Raw genomic sequence first — 14837 nt, forward strand, 5'->3', positions numbered from 1 at the left:
GGAAATGCGCTGGCGGTTGTCAGGCCTGGATGAATGAACCCTCTAGCCCCCATGGCCGAGGCAGGCGGTCACGAAGCCCTTGAAGAGCGGGTGCGGCTGGTTCGGCTTGGATTGGAATTCCGGATGGAACTGGCAGGCCAGGTAGTAGGGATGGTCGTTGAGCTCGATCATCTCGACGAGCGAGCCATTGGGCGAAGTGCCGCTGATGACGAACCCCTTCGCGGTCATCTGCTCGCGATACTTCATGTTGAATTCGTAGCGATGGCGGTGCCGCTCGCGGATCTCGGTGCTGCCGTAGACTTTGTGCGCGCGGGAGCCCTCGACGATCTTGGTGATCCACGAACCGAGGCGCATGGAAGCGCCCTTGTCGGTCACGTCCTTTTGCTCTTCCAGCAGGTCGATGACCGGATACTGGGCCGCGGCGTCAAACTCGGTGCTGTTCGCGTCGGTCATCCCACAGACATTCCGGGCGAATTCGATGGTCGCCACCTGCATGCCGAGGCAGAGGCCGAGGAAAGGGGTCTGCTGCTCGCGCGCATACTGGGCCGCGCGGATCTTGCCTTCGATGCCGCGATCGCCGAAGCCGCCGGGCACGAGGATGCCAGCAGCATCGCGGAGGAATTCCGAGGCATGCTTTTCCTCGAGCTCTTCCGCATCCACCTGCACGAGATCGATCCCGCAATCCGCGCTGGCGCCGGCGTGGGTGAGCGATTCGTAGATGGATTTGTAGGCGTCCTGCAGCTCGATGTATTTGCCGACGACCGCGACCTTCACCCGCTTCTTCGGCTTGATCACGCGGGAGACAAATTTCTTCCACTCGGTCATGTCCGCCGGCGGGGCGGTGATGCCGAGGATGCGGCATACGGTGTCATCGAGACGCTCGTGCTGGAGCATGAGCGGCATTTCGTAAATGGTGTGATCGACATCGCGCGCCTCGACCACGGCCTCGAGCGGCACGTTACAAAAGACGGAAAGCTTGTAGCGCACGTCCTCGCCGAGCGGATGCTCGGTGCGGCAGATGAGCACCTGCGGATGCAGACCGATCTCGCGCAGCTTGGCGATGGACTGCTGAGAGGGCTTGGTCTTCAGCTCGCCCGCGGCCTTGATGTAGGGCACGAGGGTCACGTGCATGACCATGGCATTCTGCGGGCCGACTTCCTGGATGAATTGGCGGATGGCCTCGAGGAAGGGCAGCCCCTCGATGTCGCCGGTGGTGCCGCCGATTTCGGTGATAACCACGTCGCACGGCTGCTCGGTGCTGAGCTTGCGCAGGCGTGCCTTGATCTCATCGGTGACGTGCGGGATGACCTGCACGGTCTTGCCGAGGTAATCGCCGCGGCGCTCCTTATCGAGCACCGTCTGGTAGACCTGGCCGCTGGTGGTGTTGTTCGAGCGCGAGAGCACCGAGTGGGTGAAGCGTTCGTAGTGGCCGAGGTCGAGGTCCGTCTCCGCTCCGTCGTCGAGCACGTAGACTTCGCCGTGCTGGAAGGGGCTCATCGTGCCCGGGTCGACGTTGAGATACGGATCGAATTTCTGCATTACGATCTTGAGCCCACGGTGTTCGAGCAGGGTGCCGAGCGATGCCGCGGCCAGGCCTTTGCCCAGCGAGGAAACCACGCCGCCAGTAACGAAGATGTATTTCACTGAATAGGAGATGGAGAGTTGAGGATTGAGATTCGAACGAAGTGAGAAGTCAGCGGTGCCGTGGTGACAATAGAGAGAAAGCTATTTCCGCGCGAGGATGCGTTCGACAGCGGTGACATCTTCGGGTGTATCGACGCTCACGGCGGCGTGCTTCGCCAGGACGACCCGGATCTTCGCCCCATTTTCGAGGGCGCGCAGTTGTTCCAGAGATTCGGCCTGTTCGAGGATGCCCGGCTTCCACTTCACGAACTGCAGGAGGAATTTCGTGGTGTAGCCGTAGATGCCCTGGTGGCGGTAGAATTGCGGGCGCACGCCGTCATTGCGCACGTAGGGAATGAGGGAGCGGGAGAAGTAGAGGCCGTTGCTCTCGCGATCGAGCACCACCTTCACCATGTTCGGGTTGGTGAGATCGTCGTCCGGGGTGAAGATGCTCGCCGAGGTGATCATCTCGATCTTGCGATCCTTGGCCATGGCAGCGGCGAGCTTGGAGACGACGGTCGGGTCGACCAGCGGTTCGTCGCCCTGCACGTTGATGATGTGCGTGTAGCCTTTCAGCTTTTTCGCGACCTCGGCGACGCGATCAGTCCCGCTGCGGTGCTTGTCCGAAGTCATCGCCACCTCGGCGCCGAAAGCAAAGGCTGCCTCGGCGATGCGCATGTCGTCGGTGGCGACGATCACTTTGTCGATGCCTTTGGCGCGGGCGCAACGTTCCCAGACGTGCTGCACGAGCGGCTTCCCGGCGATGGGGTGCAGCGGCTTGGCAGGCAGTCGGGTCGAGGCGTAACGCGAGGGGATGACGACGGCAACCTTAGGCATCCGAAGTCTTTAAGATAAATGCTGCCGCGCTGGCAAAGTCTTTCGCCACAAACTCCGCGCCGGAGGCGTCTTCTTTCGCGCCGTGTCCGGTGAGCACGAGGATGGGCCGCACCCCGGCCGCGCGCCCGCATTGCACGTCCACGGCCTTGTCTCCGATGAACCATGAGCGCGCAAAATCGAGCCCGAGATCGCGCTGCGCCTCCACGAGCATCCCAGTCGCCGGTTTGCGCCGCGGCGAGTTTTTCTCTGGCGCTTCTAGGCAGAAATACGTGGCGTCGATGAGCCCCCCGCCGAGCAGGTTGAGGAAATGAGCGGAGACGGCTTCGTAATCGGCCAGCGTATAGTAGCCGCGGCCAATGCCGCTCTGATTCGTGATGACCACCAGCCGGTAGCCGGCGTCTTTCAGCGCGCGCAACGCTTCCGGCACCCCGGGAATGATCTTCACCTGATCGGGATGACTGCAGTAGTGCGCTTCCTCCATGAGGGTGCCGTCACGATCGAGAAAGACGGCGGGCATGGCGGTAAGAGACATGGGGGCGGACATTTGCGGCGTAAGGCGCGACGTGCAAGTCGTTTTTCGCATCATCGCTCTTGTCAAGATTCGGTGCGCTATTTACGAGTTCGCCATGCGCCACCCCCATCTCATCAAACGTCGCACCTTCCTCCAGCAGCTCGCCGCCGGCCTCGCCGTCGCGCCTTTCGTCACCACTGGGCTGCGCGCCCAATCGCCCAACGGCAAGATCCATCACGCCACTTTTGGAGCCAACGGCATGGCCATGAGCGACCTCACGAACATCTCGAAACATCCCGCGGTCGAGATCGTTGCGGCCGCGGATGTGGACCTGAATCGCGCCGCGCAATTTCGCAAGATGTTCCCCAACGCGCGGGTCTATCAGGACTTCCGCGAACTGCTCGAGAAGGAGCGCGACCTGCAGACGGTGAACGTTTCCACGCCCGACCACATGCATGCCCGCATCGGCATCGCGGCGCTCAATCGTGGCCTGAACGTCTACGGCCAGAAGCCCCTCACCCACGATCTCGCCGAGACCCGCCGCATCACCGAACTGGCCCGCGCGAAAAAGGCGGTGACGCAGATGGGCATCCAGATTCACAGCAACAAGGAATACCGCACCGCGGTGAAGCTGGTGCAGGACGGCGCGATCGGGAAGGTCCGTGAGGTCCACACCTGGAGCAGCAAGACCTGGGGCGATCTCGGCACGGAACCGCAGCGCACCGACCCGATTCCGGAAGGATTCAATTGGGATCTGTGGCTGGGCGTGTGCCCGGAGCGGCGCTTCATTGGCCAGGGCTGGTATCACCCGGCCAACTGGCGCAAACGGCTCGACTTCGGCACCGGCACTTTCGGCGACATGGGCTGCCATATCTACGACCCGGTCTTCAACGCGCTCGCCCTGACCGCACCGCTCAGCGTGCGCAGCGAAGGGGCCGCGCCGAATGATCACTCCTGGGCGACGAATGCGCTCTGCCGTTATGTCTTTCCCGGCACGCCGTACACCGCGGGCGAGACTGTGGAGGTGACGTGGTATGATGGCGTGCAACGTCCGCCGGCGGATATCCAGGCACTCGCGCTCGATGGCACGCCCGGCAATGACAAGCTGCCCGATCAAGGCAGCATCTTCCGCGGCACGCACGGTGTGATGGTCCTGCCGCACGTCGGTATGCCGAAGCTCCTCGGCGAGGCGAAAGGCCACCCCATCGCGGAAGTCGAGGGGGCGAATCACTGGCATCAATTCATCGACGCCGCTCGCGGCCAGGGCAAGACGAGTGCGAATTTCGACTACGCCGGACCGCTCACCGAAGCGGTGTTGCTCGGCAGCGTCGCCTCGCGCTTCCCGAACCAGACGCTCGCCTGGAATGCCGCCGCGCTGAAATTCACCAACGTCGCGGAAGCCAACCAATACGTCCGGCGCGCCTATCGCCACGGCTGGGAGATTTAGACGTCTGAGAATAAGCTCACCCGGAAGTGACGGAGCGCTTCCCTCCAGCGCTTTCCGTGATGCGAAAGCAGGCCGTGACAGCCTATTGTTTATCCCAATCGCGATTGGGCGTATTCCACAAAATACGCGCCGCGTAGACGCTGTTGTCCGAGCCGTAGGGATTGTCGGGGCGCATGATGTAGTTTGGCCCCCACGTCTGCATCCATTCGGTCACCGTCACCCATGTTTCGTTTTCGTTCACATTGGTGACGCCGAAGTTGCCCAGCCGCGCGCCACGTTCCGGTACGAGCACACGCTCGGTGCTGCGTAGGACGCACAACTTTTCCGGATCGACCTGACCGATGAAGAGTGGGGCGCGATGCCGGAAGACGTGATCGTTATTCGCTCCCGTGCGCGTATAGACGAGAAAGAGCCCGTCGCTATGCGTCACCCAGTGCTGCTGGGTATTGTAATTGCCGAGTTCTGTTCCGTCGTCCCAACGCCAGACCTGCGGCTCGGTAAAATGCAACCCGTCCGTGCTGGTGCAGACATAGCCGGCGCGGTCGTTGCGCAGGGTGAGAAAGTAGCGATCGTGAAACCGGGTGAGCGACGGCTCGGCCAGTCCCCGTTCGATCGGGACGACGAGGTCATTCCCCTGCTCCACATACCGCAGCGTGGTGCCATCGAAACTACAGCGCAGCACGGTGACCCGATCCTGCTTCTGCTCTTTGTTTTTGAAATAGATGGGCAGCAGGATGTCGCCATTCGGCAGATCGAGGCGTTGCGTGCAACCCGCGCCGGCGCTTTGAAACTTCGCCGTGTCCGGCATGGCCATCGTCGCCCAGGGAGACCACGTGTGCGTGTCCGCGTTGTAGACTGAATAAGCGGTTTGCCGGTCGACGTTGGGAATCACCTTGCCATCGCGGTAGCGCACGGTGTGACCGGTGCCGAGGAGTTTGCCGGTCTTCGCATGCCACTTGGGAGTAAAGTCGCAAATCGCCGCGGTCACTCCGTCCGGTTCCTCGCGACGTCCGAGGGTCGCCGCGTGCTCGGTCGGGCCAGACCACGTTTTCCCGAGATCGTCCGTGCGCATTTCATTCAGCGCGAAGAAGACATCCGAGCCCGTCAGGAGGAGCTTTTGCATCGTGAGGACGACGCTGGGTGTGCGGCCAGGAATCGTCCCCGCGCGCGCATGCACCCAGCAGGTCTGCCCATCGTAACCGTGATGAATGGTCTCGAGTTGAATACGGTAATCCAACGCGGGCTCGGCCGCCAAAGCGGCACTACTCACCAGGGAGAGAAACAGGACACGAAGCAACGAAGTCATCATCTCAAGCGGTCGCGCGGGGATTCGGATGATTAGCCAGGGGGAAGGGTTACGCGCCATTTCACTCGCGAGACGCTATGTTATCCCGGCTGCATGGCCAAGCAGATTGGCCGTGCGAAGTCCAGCGGCGGCCAGGATGGCCGCCCTACAATATTTTGCTGCCTGACGTCAGCGCAGCGTCACGATCATTCTTGTCGGAAGACGCGGTAGAGCATCAGAAAGAATCCGCTGACGAGAAAGCCGACCACGAGACCGGCGATGGTTCCGTGCAAGAAACCTTCGAACGTGTGGTTCTCAAAAAAGAATCCCCACACGCTAAGGACGAACACGCAGAGCAAGGTGAAAAGTCCCTGCAGGACATTGTCCCGGACTCTCATATTCGGACTGAGCCATGCATCGAAGAATCCCTGCTCCTCGAGGACGTCGACGCCATCCGTTTCAAATCGCGGCATCATGGATGACCTTGAGGAAGACGGTGACTCGGCCATCGCCACCTCGTCTGCCGGGATGCTGACTTCTGCGTGACAATGCGGGCAGAGCATTTTCAGCCCCATTTGCTGAATGGTAGCCGGGACGCTCTTCCCACAATGAGGACAATCGAATGTCGGTGTCATAACATATCGAAAACGAAGAGGGTTGGGTTTCCTTACAATCTCTTCAATTCGCGTTTATCATTCGGAGCAACTGGCGAGCCATCGTTGCCGTTTCCGATAAAACTTTTTAGCGGCCAAGGGGAAAATAATCAGGCTACTCTAATGGCTCATTCCCCATGAGCATTCCATCTTCTGCGTATACTTACTGTGGTCGTCGACGCTTCCTTCGTGGAATTACTAGCATCGCCGCGGCCCAACTCATCGGCGGTCGATATCTCACGACTAAAGCCGCTACTCCCGAGGGCACGCCCTTGCGCGACGCGCTGGCCCGTGAAGCGGCGTTGCCGGGAAATCCGGCATGGAAGCCGATGTTACTTTATCTCGCGGAGTTACACGGACAAAGCGTGCATCCCCCGCTGGATTACTTTCGCTTTCCCTTCGAAGACATCGGGCCGGGTTATCAAGGCGGGAAAATTTTCGGCCACTTCGATCTCACCCACCAGCGCCTCGACACCGTCCGCGCGCTGCCCGAGCACGCGCGCAATCAACTGCGCAACGAACTCGCCGGGCAACAACCCGACGGCTTCATTCCGGGCGTGATTAGTTTTGACAAGGCCGGCAAAGCCACGTGGAAACCGGACAAAGGTTTTCCGCCGCTGTGGGTGGTGTCCGCGGAAGCATGTGTGCAGGCGTCACCGGACAAGACTTTGCTCGCCGAATGCTACGAGGCGTTGCGCAAACAGATCGGATGGTTTGAGGCGAAGCGCATGGCGTCGGATGGCGGCTTCTACTATCTCGACGTTATCCAGAAGACTTGGGAAAGCGGCATGGACGAAGGTATCCGTTGCGATGAGCGTCCTCCTGGTCCCGCCGCAAGCGTCGACGCTACCGCGCACGTCTACATGCTCTACGATCATGCTGCTCGTTGGAGCGGCGCCCTGGGCAAGCCCGATCCGGCTTGGACCGACAAGGCCCCCAAACTACAGAAGCTGATCACCACCCTGCTCTGGGATGACCAGACCGGCTTCTTCTACGATAGCTGGAGCGCGCATCATCCCGAGTTACGTCACCTCGCATTCGAAGGCATGTGGCCCATGGTGGTCGGCGCCGCCACTCCTGCGCAGGCGAAACGCGTGATCGACGAGCACCTGCTCAATTCCAAGGAATTCTTCACCGCGCACCCCATCGCCACCGTCGCTCGCTCCGACTCGAAATACGAACGCCGCATGTGGCGCGGCCCGGCGTGGAATTGCATGACCTATTGGGCGGCCCGCGGTTGCCTGCGCTACGGACGCGCTGACGCGGCTCGGGCTCTTTTGGAGAAAGCTCTCGACGCCACGGCCGCGGAATTCGATCGTAGCGGCACGGTGTGGGAATTCTACGACGCCGACGGTGGTGAACAGAAAACGCTCGCCCGCAAAGCCAAGGGCCGGAAGATCCCGTGTGTGGATTACCTCGGGCATAATCCGCTTTTTGCGATGGTGGATTTGTGGCGTCAGTCGGGCGGCGTGGCGCGGTAGGATCTGCCAGACAGCCCGGAGCTGGAGCTCCGAATCCAGCGCCAGCGGTTCCAAAAAACCCGTCATCCTGAGCGAAGCGGGGAATCATGGGCGGAGCGAAGGACCTCCAATTTCCGTGGGTTCTTGAGCGGAGCCTCGCGCGCGACACTGTGTCCACGGCATTTTTTTTCACCACCTTCGCCCGGGATGTTGGAGGTCCTTCGACTCCGTGTCCCCCACCTTCGCCCCCGGGACACTTCGTCTCAGGATGACAGGATTTTTGGGGCTCGCCACCTTCCCGCTCCTACTGCGCCGGCGGCGCGGCTTCCCGCACGTCGGCCCCGTGCGAATCGCTCATCAGGAGAATGGCAAAGCGCGCGACCTGCCCCAGCTCCGCAGGGCTGATCATCTGGTAATGCATCCCTTCCCCGCCGGGGGCCGCATGCCCACCGGTCGTGGATGAGGTGGAAGACACAGCCGGAAAATCCGGCATTGGGGATCCCTTCCCTTCATCACCGGAATTCAAGCTCGCATAGTCAAACCTCCCGCGCAGATCGGTATATCCATCCTTGAAGAATCGCACGGTGCCGTTGTTCAGCCGCGCGTAGACTTTGACGTAAGCTTTGCTCACCGGCTTGTCCTGCGCCTCGTCGCGCGCTTCGAGTCGGCCATAGTTCTCCGCGATTTTCAGCTTCAGCGTATTCGCGTGATACGTCTGTGCCTTACGTTGTCCGGCGCCGAGAATCTCGACGAGCACGTTGGCCTTCGTAAACTCCGGCGGCAGCGGAATGGTGAGCTGATCTTTCCCTTCAGGCAGCGGCTGCGTGTCGGTGCGTGTGGGTTTGATGATCGAGAATCGGCCCGAATCTTCCGTGACAAACGGACTTGCGCTGAACAGGAACTCCGGATCCATCAGATAATAATGCACCGTCACCTCGCGCAGATTCTTCCACGTGAGCGCGATCTGCCGGCTCTCGACCTTGAAGTCGAATGACGGCTCGCTGCTGGCGAGCTCGCCCTGCTGTTTTTCGCGGTTCGGCTGGTCGTCACCCGGACGCATGGGTTGTTTGCCTTCGATCTCATCGAGTTGCGCGCCGACCTCGGCGAAAACCTTGCGCCAACGATCCACCGGGTAATCCACGTACTGCTGCACGAGACCACGCGCCACCGCCGGTTGCTCCTCGTAAAACGCCGCATAGCAGCGGAAATAATCGTATTGCAAACGCGTGGGCAGCTTCTCGGGAACGATGGCGTGGAAACGGGCGAGCGCTTCCTCGACCCGATCCTGCAGGAAGAGGTAGTAGACCACGCTCATCTCATCCATGGCATCGAGCGTGGGCTTGTGCGCGAGGATATCGAGCAGGTGCTGATATTGCGCGCGCAACACCGGATTCGGAATCCGATTCTCCGCGCCCAGGCGATGCGCCCGCTGGTTGACCAGCGGCGAATACTCGAGGTGCTCGTAAGTGCGCCGCTCGATCGGATCGATCTTTAACAGTTTGGAGTCGAGATACGACCCGCACTGCTGAATGAAATCACCACGCTCCCGGAGCCAGACTGCGAGGGGCGCCGCGACATTGTGCAGCACGGCATACCGATAAATCGGCTCGCTGTAGACATGCCGCTTCTCCATGAGCGCGATGAGCTTCCCAAAGAAGTCCTTGCTCTGGCGCGCGCGCCAGGCCACGCGCTCGAGATCGATGCGCTCGATGTTCGCCTTGTCGAGGAAGGCAAAGACATCCGCCTCCGAGCCATACTGCGAGACATAGTCCCACGAGGTTTTGTCCACTTGGGAAAGCTGCTGCACGACCTTGAAGGCAAATGGCTTCGCCTCGCCGACGATTTGCTCCTCGTGCGCGACGTGCACCGGATAGTGCGGTAGCGGCTGCGCGGCGGGCTCGGGAAAGTAGAAATAGTATTCCACCGTCTGCGTGCTGTAGGGCTCGAGCGCCAGCCGTCGGCTATCGGTCGCTTTACTGCCATTCGCCGGCAACGCACCGCGCGGAATTTGCAGGAGCACGGAGAGCTTTTGCCGCGCGCTGGTGGGATTGGTCACCACGACATTCGCTCCGTAGACCACCCCGGCGAGGAATTCATCGGTCACATACTTGTCGAACTTCTCGTTGCCCTCCTCGCGATAGCGATCATCGAGGCGGAAGAAATTCTGGGAGACGAGCAATGGCGCCTGATCCGGCGCCGGCGCGGCAGGCTTGATCTCCTTGTGAAAGGCGATGAGCGGTCCAACGGCGGTGAGCGTGAACTGCCCATTCTCCGCCCGCGTGTTGTGCTTCGGCGATGCGAACGGCAGATCGGTGACCGCCAGAGCGAGCATCATCTCCGGAAAATTTTTCGCCGCCTCGACGATCTTCGCCGAGACAAACGGCGACTTGCCGTCCCACGCCGCATAGTCGCGCCAGAACGCATTGATCGTGATGAGATCGGCGTTCTGCTGGGCGATGGGGAGTTGGTAATAGTTATTCTCCGCCCATTCTTTCGTCGGCCCGAGCGCGCGGAAAAATTGCCTCACTGCACTGCGCTGACGCTTCAATTCTTCCGGTGCTACCGGAAACAGCAAGGCGTCGACTGCATTTGCCGCCAGAGCCACGTCCTTGGCTTTCTTGGCGGGAGCGGCCATTTCTTTGTCCGCAGCCTGTTCCCGGAGTTCCAGTTGCCCTTGAGTGACGGTCACCGAGCCAGAATAGGTATTCGCTCCATCCATCGTCACCCTCCCAGACCCGCTCCCGCCTCTTGTGACGTCCGCGGCCGGCGCCGGGGCGCTCACGGCCGGTGCGGCTAAAGCCGCCGCCCCTTCCGGGTTCCCCGCCGCACCGGGCGTTTGCGGCAACAGCATCTCAGCAGCCACTTGTTTCGCCTGCTCCAAGGCCGCCGTTTCACCCGCGGTAAGCGCGCGTCCTCGCAATGCCGTCTCAAAGAGTTTGTCTTCCTGATCCAGGTTCGGTGCCAGCAATTCCCACAATTCGCGCTCATGCCGCACCATCGCAGCCGCCTCGGCGGGCAGATGCTGACCCAGCAGGCAGCGTTCGGCCGCATTCAATTGCGAAAAAGCCCACGGCTCGAGATAAGGACGCAGATCGCTGCCGACGAGAAAGTCATCCATGAAGGTGCGGTCCTTTTTGTTCCGCAGATACGGCAGCACGACCTTTTGGAAAAAAGCCGGATCTTTTCGTGAGAGGAAGAAATTCAACTCGTGGCAGGCAAATTCCGAATACTTCGCGCGCTTTTCGTCGTCGCTCAGTTTCGGCCACTGCATGATCCAGACAAACTTCGCGAGCGTCGCATCCTCGTGCAACGAGGTGAGCAGCGAAAAGATGCCGGGCAACGAATCGTAGGTCTCCAGTTCCGCAGTCCGCACATCGGCCAGCGTCAGCGTCTGTCCCGTCATCAGCACCGTGGCCTCCTTCTTTTCCGCGAAAGGTTTTGCCGGATCGAGGTTTCGGACCAACCGCAAATCCTGAAACTTGGTCGGCACCTCCGGTAGCGCCACGGTACGCCACGCCGCGCTGTGCAAATCCTCCGCATAGATCTGCACATACTGCCGGTCCCCCAGCGCCTTGAGATCGATGCGCACCACACCTCTTTCGTCCGGCACGAGATTGTAGAGTGCCGGAGCTGCCGTCGCGAGAAAGTCGAGATCCGGATTCAACGCCTGTGCGACCGCCTCCTTTACCTCCTTGCTCTCCTGCTGCGGCAGCGCTTTCCTGGCCACGGCCCCGCGTCCGCCGGCCGTCGCTGCCGCCCGCTCCATTCCCTCCATATGCTGCGCTTGCAGATCCGTCGAACGCACTTCCCACGGATTCAGCAGCAGCCCGGGCCGGGGCAGCATGTTGCCTGGGAACAGCTTCGCGTAACGCCGCTCTAGAATGTAGCGATATTCGTCGCCGATGGCACGGCCGGCCGCGAACAGATTTGGCAAACGCCCCGGTGTTGCCATGGCTGGGTCGAAGACAGTGAAATTACCGAGCCCGGCCAGCAAATCGCGCGTTGGCAAAAAGCGGGTCGCGACCACATGCAGGCGCGCGAAGCGCCCCGCATTGGCCAGTTGCACGACCAGCGCGCCGGGCTCGCGCCGCACTTGCGCGATGTTCAACGGCGCGGCGTCGCGCACTTCGAGTTCGCGATTGGGTGAAAGCAGCCAGTTTTGCACCGGCTTGCCGTCGGTAATGCGAATGGTGATCTCGCACTCGCCGGGAATCGTCAGCAGGTAATCGCCCGGAGCGAGTCCTTTCAGCGCGAGGGCGCTGATGCTGTCCTTCGCCGGTTTACCCGGGGCCGCTTCGGCATTGCTGACCAGCGTGATGGCATTGCCCCGATCGGCGACGAAAGTCTCCCCGCGCTGTTCCAAAAGGGAGACGTGCGCCGGCGCATCTCCACTCGTCCATGGCACCTCCAGGACGTCACCCGCCGCGGCATGGATCGACTTCGGCCAAACACGTCCGGCGCGGGTCAACCGCCAGCTCACCGGCGGCTCGTTTTGCCATTCACCATCAGGAATCGTAACCCCTACCTCCTCGATATCCGCCAACGCGCCGCACGCAATGCGCCCCTTTTCATCCGTCCGCAACGGGATCTCGATCGTCTTGCCGAAGTCGCGATGCGTGAATTCAAATACCACCTGTCGATCCGCTACCGGCTCGCCATTCTTGCCGAGCAACTCGTAGATGTACGCCCCTTCGAAACGGCTCAGATGGGAATAGGTGACCAGCTTCGTGCGATCGATGCCGTTGAGGTCGAAATTCTGCGAAGCGGTAAGATCCCGTTTGATGCCGCCGGCGCTCATCCGCTCGACTTGCGCGGAGAGCGTGATATAGAGCGCGGCCAGTCGCTCCGGCACTTTGATTGTGTGCGTGAAAACCTTCGTCGGATCGAGCTTGTCGATCTTCACTTCGCTCGTTGTCTCCACACCGTCGAGCGTGGTGGAGGCGATGGTGAGCTTCGGATTTTGCAGCAGATCGAGCGAGACCTGCGAGTCGCCCAGCAGCAGCGCCGCACGCACGGCGATCGTCGCTTCGCGGCGCGCGAGCAATTGTTCCCGTTCCACGTGAATCTGCGCATCGAGCTTGTACTGCTCGGCGTCGTGCTCGAAGTTGGTCAGCGTGGCGAAAGAGCCGGCCGCATCGGCGAGCACGATCGGCTTCGGAGCCTCCTGGGCGGTGAAGGGCACCACGATGTAGCCGGTCTTTTCGTCGGGTGTGTATTTGCGCCCATCGAGCCAGACCACCGCGTCTTTCACCGGCTGCCGGGCTTCGTCCACCACGGTGAGCATGTCGCCCGCCGGGCCGGTTCGCTGGAGGAGCGACCACTGGCCCTTGCGGACCAGCGCGCGGCTCGATTTTCCGCCCCCGATGAATTCGATGACCCAGGCACCGCGCTGCCCTTTCAGCTCGGGAAACTTGAAGGTCCGCAGCGTGCGACGAAACGGATTGCGCCCTGCTTCATCCGCCGAGAAATCGTGGGTCGTCTCGCGATTTGCCACGAGACCGTCGAGGGCGAGGTCGGTATTGAGCTGGCGCTTATTGGTGAGGAAGTAGGAGAGCGTATTGATCTCATAAATCTTCACGATGAGCTTGGGCGTATTCTTGAGGAAGAGATCAAGGCTGACGTCGTCGGCCGGCAAGAGAGAGGGCGGATCATTCGGCGCAAAGTCGACGTCCACGCGTTCCTTCAACGCCTGGAAGGCATTTGGCGAAAGTAGCGAGGCCCATTGCTCTGGGTCGCCGACACCGTTGACGATCTTCGCCTCGGCGAAGACGGGCTTCAGCCAGGTGTCACGCAGCCATGCCGCCCACGGCTCCCAACTCGGCTCGTCCTTGAGAATGTGCAGCAGGTAATCGCGCACGAGACTTTCGTCCGAGTGAATCGGCGGCAATCCAACAATGGCTTCGTTGAAATTGGCATTCAGGTCCGCGGCCTGGCCAGCGAGCTCGGCCTTCCGCAGATACTCGGCATTCGCATAGTTCGTGCGGCGCGGGAGCTTGAGATATTCCTGCAAGCGCGCTTTGTCGTAGATACCCCGCGCGCGGTCATGTTGCAGCCGCCGGAGGAGAATCTGCGCCTTCAGCGAGTTGAAAGTCGCGCCGAGATTTTTCGCATAGGCCCACAGGCGGTCGAGATAGGCCTCGCGCTCGACCGGATCGAACTCCACATCGGCATCGGCGCTGGGAGCCAGCTTGCGCAGGCGTGCGGAAACGAAAGCCTGGTTTTTATAGAGCGCGGGAATGCGCCGGGCGAGTTCGTCGAGTTGTTCCGGCAGAAGGGCCCGATGGATTTCGAATTCGCCGAAGCCGTGGCTTTCCTTGCTCTTCAAATCGGTCTCGATCACATCCACCAACCCGGGCACATCGGGACGCTTCAAGCGCTTGAGCAGATCGCGGCGTTGCGATTCGGAAAGCGGCGCCTTGTCGCCGATCAGTTGCCCGAGCGCCTCATCATTCACGTTGCTGGTGTTATCGATGTCCGCGAGCGCTTCCCGCTGGAACGCGGCATGGCTGATGAGCGTCTGGTCGAGCTTGGTGGGCAGGTCGGGCTTTTGATCGCGCGCCTGTTGCTCGTGATTGAACTGAAGGTTGAGGTGGTCGGTGAGGAACTTGAGCGTCGCCTTCGGGTCGGCGTCGTAGGCGAGCAGCGCGGCGCGGTTTTCGATGATGGTGCGACGTGAGGAGTGCGGGTAACGCTTCGCCCATTGCGCGAGAATGGCGGTGAGTTTGGCCGCCTGCCCGGTGTTTTGATCCTGCAACGCGTGGTAGAAATAATAGTCCTCGGTGCCGGGAACGAGTTGGTCGAGGACGGCCTCGCGGTCTGGCGCGAGGGCGAATTTTTCGACAAAGCCGATTTCATTTTCCGCGCGGGCGAAAAAGGGAGCGAGCAGCACGGAGACAGCGCAGACGAGAGCCAGGCGTGTTTTCATAAGGCCAAACAGGGGTTGAACGAGGTCGCGGGCCAAATCGTGATCCCATCCCCTCGCCGGTGCAATGATCATTGGGTGATACTTGAGAGACGGACG

The 14837-nt window shown here is 61.1% G+C and carries 8 protein-coding genes; 2 read left to right on the forward strand and 6 right to left on the reverse strand.

Annotation, left to right across the window (positions count from 1 at the left end; translation table 11 throughout):
• Positions 1-42 precede the first annotated feature (42 nt).
• The 3 genes from CFE428DRAFT_RS15960 to CFE428DRAFT_RS15970 all read right to left on the reverse strand — a co-directional run bounded on the left by CFE428DRAFT_RS15960 (position 43) and on the right by CFE428DRAFT_RS15970 (position 2992).
• Positions 43-1644, reverse strand: a complete 1602-nt coding sequence (locus CFE428DRAFT_RS15960) for a CTP synthase (protein WP_006980628.1) — start codon at positions 1642-1644, stop codon at positions 43-45.
• An 81-nt stretch (positions 1645-1725) separates the two neighbouring features.
• Positions 1726-2460, reverse strand: coding sequence for a 3-deoxy-manno-octulosonate cytidylyltransferase (kdsB, locus tag CFE428DRAFT_RS15965; protein WP_006980629.1), 735 nt, complete (start codon positions 2458-2460; stop codon positions 1726-1728).
• Positions 2453-2992 carry a D-glycero-alpha-D-manno-heptose-1,7-bisphosphate 7-phosphatase gene (locus CFE428DRAFT_RS15970; protein WP_042725117.1) on the reverse strand — a complete coding sequence of 180 codons (540 nt, stop codon included), beginning with the start codon at positions 2990-2992 and terminating at the stop codon, positions 2453-2455. The genes kdsB and CFE428DRAFT_RS15970 overlap by 8 nt, the downstream gene beginning before the upstream one ends.
• Positions 2993-3086: 94 nt before the next feature.
• Here CFE428DRAFT_RS15970 and CFE428DRAFT_RS15975 point away from each other — a divergent pair, with 94 nt between their 5' ends.
• A complete protein-coding gene (locus tag CFE428DRAFT_RS15975) occupies positions 3087-4418 on the forward strand; it encodes a Gfo/Idh/MocA family protein (protein WP_042725160.1) in 1332 nt (443 codons plus the stop codon).
• A gap of 82 nt (positions 4419-4500) precedes the next feature.
• On the opposite strand, the gene CFE428DRAFT_RS15980 is transcribed toward CFE428DRAFT_RS15975, so the two are convergent.
• Positions 4501-5727: a sialidase family protein gene (locus CFE428DRAFT_RS15980; RefSeq protein ID WP_006980632.1), complete on the reverse strand. Its 1227-nt coding sequence runs from the start codon at positions 5725-5727 to the stop codon at positions 4501-4503.
• Between the two features lie 182 nt (positions 5728-5909).
• A complete protein-coding gene (locus CFE428DRAFT_RS15985) occupies positions 5910-6179 on the reverse strand; it encodes a hypothetical protein (RefSeq protein ID WP_006980633.1) in 270 nt (89 codons plus the stop codon).
• Between the two features lie 314 nt (positions 6180-6493).
• On the opposite strand from CFE428DRAFT_RS15985, the gene CFE428DRAFT_RS15990 reads away from it, so the two are divergent.
• The gene (locus tag CFE428DRAFT_RS15990; RefSeq protein ID WP_006980634.1) at positions 6494-7837 is read left to right on the forward strand and encodes an amylo-alpha-1,6-glucosidase; all 1344 of its coding nucleotides are present in this window, start codon (positions 6494-6496) and stop codon (positions 7835-7837) included.
• Between the two features lie 283 nt (positions 7838-8120).
• Here CFE428DRAFT_RS15990 and CFE428DRAFT_RS15995 read toward each other — a convergent pair whose 3' ends face one another.
• A complete protein-coding gene (locus tag CFE428DRAFT_RS15995; protein WP_042725119.1) occupies positions 8121-14741 on the reverse strand; it encodes a hypothetical protein in 6621 nt (2206 codons plus the stop codon).
• Positions 14742-14837: the final 96 nt, after the last annotated feature.

The sequence above is a fragment of the Chthoniobacter flavus Ellin428 genome, from assembly GCF_000173075.1.
Classification (GTDB): domain Bacteria; phylum Verrucomicrobiota; class Verrucomicrobiia; order Chthoniobacterales; family Chthoniobacteraceae; genus Chthoniobacter; species Chthoniobacter flavus.